The organism is Herbaspirillum sp. B65 (assembly GCF_000333555.1).
In the GTDB taxonomy this organism is placed as follows: domain Bacteria; phylum Pseudomonadota; class Gammaproteobacteria; order Burkholderiales; family Burkholderiaceae_D; genus Herbaspirillum; species Herbaspirillum rubrisubalbicans.
In genome coordinates, this window is sequence record NZ_BADI01000066.1 from 1 (window position 1) to 3,853 (window position 3,853).

At 59.8% G+C, this 3,853-nt stretch carries 3 protein-coding genes and 1 pseudogene; 2 read left to right on the forward strand and 2 right to left on the reverse strand.

The annotated features are described in order from the left end of the window. Together I5W_RS01675 and I5W_RS01680 are read right to left on the reverse strand one after the other, a co-directional pair. Positions 1 to 573 (reverse strand): annotated as a pseudogene (locus I5W_RS01675) (phage portal protein); the annotation flags it as partial. Continuing rightward, positions 573 to 2,354, reverse strand: coding sequence for a terminase ATPase subunit family protein (locus I5W_RS01680; protein WP_044527945.1), 1,782 nt, complete (start codon positions 2,352 to 2,354; stop codon positions 573 to 575). The gene I5W_RS01680 and the pseudogene I5W_RS01675, both read right to left, overlap by 1 nt. Positions 2,355 to 2,497: 143 nt before the next feature. Here I5W_RS01680 and I5W_RS01685 point away from each other — a divergent pair, with 143 nt between their 5' ends. Next, positions 2,498 to 3,340 (forward strand): GPO family capsid scaffolding protein, encoded by an 843-nt coding sequence (locus tag I5W_RS01685; RefSeq protein WP_044527946.1) that lies wholly within the window; start codon positions 2,498 to 2,500, stop codon positions 3,338 to 3,340. A gap of 52 nt (positions 3,341 to 3,392) precedes the next feature. Continuing rightward, a partial coding sequence (locus tag I5W_RS01690) for a P2 family phage major capsid protein (RefSeq protein ID WP_044527947.1) occupies positions 3,393 to 3,853 on the forward strand: 461 nt, incomplete at its 3' end.

The window sequence follows — 3,853 nt, forward strand, 5'->3', positions numbered from 1 at the left end:
GCGGTTCTTCAGCGAGGCCGCTTGTTCCTCCGTGCGTTGCGAGAGATCGATGTTGCCTTGCGCGATCTCATGCGCGGCCACGTGGATCGGCTCAAATTCGTAGTTGGCTCGCCAGCCATTGACGAAGAAGTACCGCCCCGGCTCCACGCCCACGCGCGTGTACTTGGCCAGCGCCGGCTTGAGACTCAACAGCTTCCCGGTCATACTCTCGCGCCGCTCGGCATAGCAATTGCCGAAGAGTAGAAAGTCCAGGGCCAGGCGCGTGAAGTCCGCCCGCGACAAGATGGCGGACGGCTGGAAGGTCGAGGCCAGGATGTTGACCTTGCACCAGATGGCGCTGGCGTGATGGACGCTGGCATTGAGCGACTTCGCCAGGCCAGCCATGCTCAAGGGCGGCTCGTACCAGTCGCCATTGCGATAGCACTCGGCATCGGCCAGCATGTCGCGGCCTTCCAGAACCGGCGACGGATCGCCGAACGTGAATGCCTCGACCGATGGCGTGGCCGGCGCCGGTACGGTGGCCGGTGGCGTGTTGGTGAATGCAGCCGCACGGCGGCGTGCTCTGTGTTTCATCAGAAGAACTCCATGGAAGAGGTGTTGTTAGCGGTGGTGCCTTCGAACGGTTCATAATCTAGGGCGTGCATGACCGACCAGGCCAAGTCAGCGTGACCGGTTTCTTCCGAGCGGCCGGCGTCGTAGGTGACGGCGCGTCCGCTGGGCGTGAGGATCTTGCGAATGGCCATGAAGGACTGCGCGATATCAGTCCAGCCGGCATCGAATTGCAGGCGACCACTTCGGATGATGTTTTGGGCCTTCAGCACCATCCGTGTTTTGACTTCAGGCGAATAGCTGATAGGCGTCACTGCGGGGAAGAATTGTTTGACCAGCGGGAAGACGCCCACGCCCATGCCGGTGGTATCGATACCGATGTACTGGACGTTGTACCGACCGCACATTTCCTTGATGAGCGCGGCCTGTTCCGAAAAATCCTTACCTCGCCACTGGTGGCGCTCCAGAATGCGGAAATTTCCGCCTGGGACCAGTGGCGGTGCAATCACCGAGCAGCCGGCACTGTCGCCCGTCAGTGAAGGGTCATAGCCGATCCACACGGGCCGGTGGCCGAAGGGACGGGCCGTAAATGGCTTGTAGTCATCCCAATCTACCCACGAATCGACCATGCCTCGCTGTAGGTCAGCGAGCGGAAACACCGACGCAGAATCGTCGATGAAATTGCACATCAGCAGGTTGTCGAACTGGTCCGGCGAGTATTCGAAGTCGCGCAGTTCATCGATGTCGAACAGATCGCAACCACCGGCCGCAGCGTCCATGATCGTAACGATCTGGCGCCAAATTTTGTCCTCGCCCGTGAAACCCGATGACAGCCGCTTGTGGCTCACATCGATATTGACCTTGTCGCCCTTGGCGCGGCGCTTGTTGAACGCTTCGCCGGTCCAGAACGGATAGGCCTGGTGCGTGGTGGCCGAGGGCGTCGAGAAATAGGTTTTGCGCCACTTCTTGTGCAAGGCCATGCCGGACGCGACCTTGTTCAATTCCGTGAAATTGTGCGTCCAGAAAAACTCATCGAAATAGAAATTGCCGTGATAGCCTTGCGCGGTCCTGGCGTTCGTACCGAGGAAATACAGGTGCGCGCCATTGGGCAGCACGATGGGATCGCCTGACAACTCCACGCCGCACGCATCCTTCGCAAACTGGATGATGTACTGCTTGAAGACGTGCGCTTGCGACTTCGAGGCTGAGAGAAAAATCTGATTGCGCCCGGTCTGGATGGCATCAATCAATGCCTCGCGTGCGAAGTACCAGGTCGCACCGATCTGGCGCGATTTGAGAATGATGCGCGTGCGCTCGCTGCCATTCCGGTACCAGACCTTTTGATAGTCGAACAGCGAATCGTTGAATGCCTCGACGATGCGCTGCTGCGCTTCCTCGCTGAACTCATTGCGCACCGGCTTCTTCTTGGGGCCAGCATTGCGATTGGCGATCTTGGGATTGAGGTCGGTTTCATTGCCGCCCGGCTGCTCATAGCGGCGCACGCGCGCGGCCTGCACAAGCTGACGCATCAACGCGTCGAGTTCCTTGTACTCGCCATTGCCCTTTACTTCCTTGGCGATCAGTTGCACTATGCGCGCTTCAAGGGCAATCTCTACGCGCTCCAGGCGCGAAACCTTTTCCCATTCGTCGCGGTGCTTCCAGCTATTGACGGTGGAACGCTTAATCTTCAGGTGGCGCGCAATCGACGAAATGCGCCAGCCCTCGAAATACAGGCGGCGCGCAAGCTGCCGAGGCTCGGTCGCCTGATCGATGTTGTCCTTGATGTCTTCTGGAATATCTAACATGCCGCAAGCGTAGGCGGCGCGCGCGCGTAGCGGGGACTTTGCAGAGTCGCTATCCCCCTTTTCAACCCTCACTTCATTGAAGCATTTCGCCCATCGGCAGAAGATGGCGTTATCCGATCAACCGATAACGAGCGCGAAAACTCATGGCAACCAAGAGCAAATTTTTCCGCGTCGCGACTGAGGGCGCGACCACTGACGGCCGCAGCATCACCCGCGAGCAAATCCAGCAAATGGCCGACAGCTACAACGTGAAAACCTACGGCGCTCGCGTGTGGGTCGAACACCTGCGCAGCCTGCTGCCCGATGGCCCTTTCAAGGCGTATGGCGATGTGCTGTCGCTGAAGGCGGAAGAAGTCGATACCGAAAACGGTAAGCGCCTGGCCCTGTTCGCACAGATCGAACCGACGCCCGCGCTCATCGCCATGAACAAGGATCGTCAGAAGATCTATACCAGCATCGAGCTGGCCGACAAGTTTGCCGATACCGGTAGTTCCTATCTGGTCGGCCTGGCCGTCACCGACAGTCCCGCGAGCCTGGGTACCGAAATTCTGCAGTTCTCGGCCACCAATCCCAAGGCATCCCCCTTCACCCCGCGCAAGCTGGAACCCGAGAACCTGTTCTCCGAAGCCATCGAGGCCAAGATCGAATTCGAGGAAGACGGCCCGAGCGTGGCCGAGACCATCAAGCAACTGTTTAGCCGCATCGGTGGCGGCGAGAAGAAAGCCGATGCCCAGCACGCTGACGTGGTTGCGGCCATGACCGCCGTGGCCGAAAAGGTGGGCGAGTTCGCACAAGCCACCGCGCAGACTGGCAAGGATGTCGCCGAGGCCGTGGCGCGCCTGGAGAAGCTGGAGAAGCGTGTCGGCGATGAATCAACCACCGCCGAGCAGTTCCGCCAGACCGTCAATCTGACCGACAAGAGCAACGTACAGCGCCCACCGGCCACCGGTGGCGGCAGCAGCGGCGCTGCGCTGACCGAGTTCTAAGCCGGCCCTGGCACGTCCCCCCCTTTTACGCATTTACCCTGGAGCAGAACACATGAAGAATCAGACCCGTGCCGCCTATAACGCCTACACTGCGCGCCTGGCGAGCCTGAATGATGTCGCTGGCGGCGCCGTCCATTCGACGTTCTCGGTAGACCCGAGCGTGCAGCAGAAGCTGGAAGACAAAATGCAGGAATCGTCGGAATTCCTGTCCAGCATCAACCTGATTGGCGTCGATGAACTGGAAGGCGAGAAGATCGGCCTGGGCGTGTCCGGCCCCATCGCCAGCCGCACCGATACCCGCGGCGACAAGCGCCGTAACACCCGCGATGCATCAGCCCTGTCGAACACCCGCTATCGCTGCGAGAAAACCAATTTCGATACTCATATCACCTATGCCAAGCTGGACGCCTGGGCCAAGTTCCAGGACTTCCAGTTGCGCCTGGCTAATGCCATTCTGAAGCGGCAGGCACTGGACCGCATCATGATCGGCTTCAACGGCGTGAAGGTCGCGGC

Excerpts from the sequence above, each read along its gene's own strand:
- I5W_RS01680 (WP_044527945.1), bottom strand. The coding sequence starts at position 2,354 with ATGTTAGATATTCCAGAAGACATCAAGGACAACATCGATCAGGCGACC.
- I5W_RS01685 (WP_044527946.1), top strand. The coding sequence starts at position 2,498 with ATGGCAACCAAGAGCAAATTTTTCCGCGTCGCGACTGAGGGCGCGACC.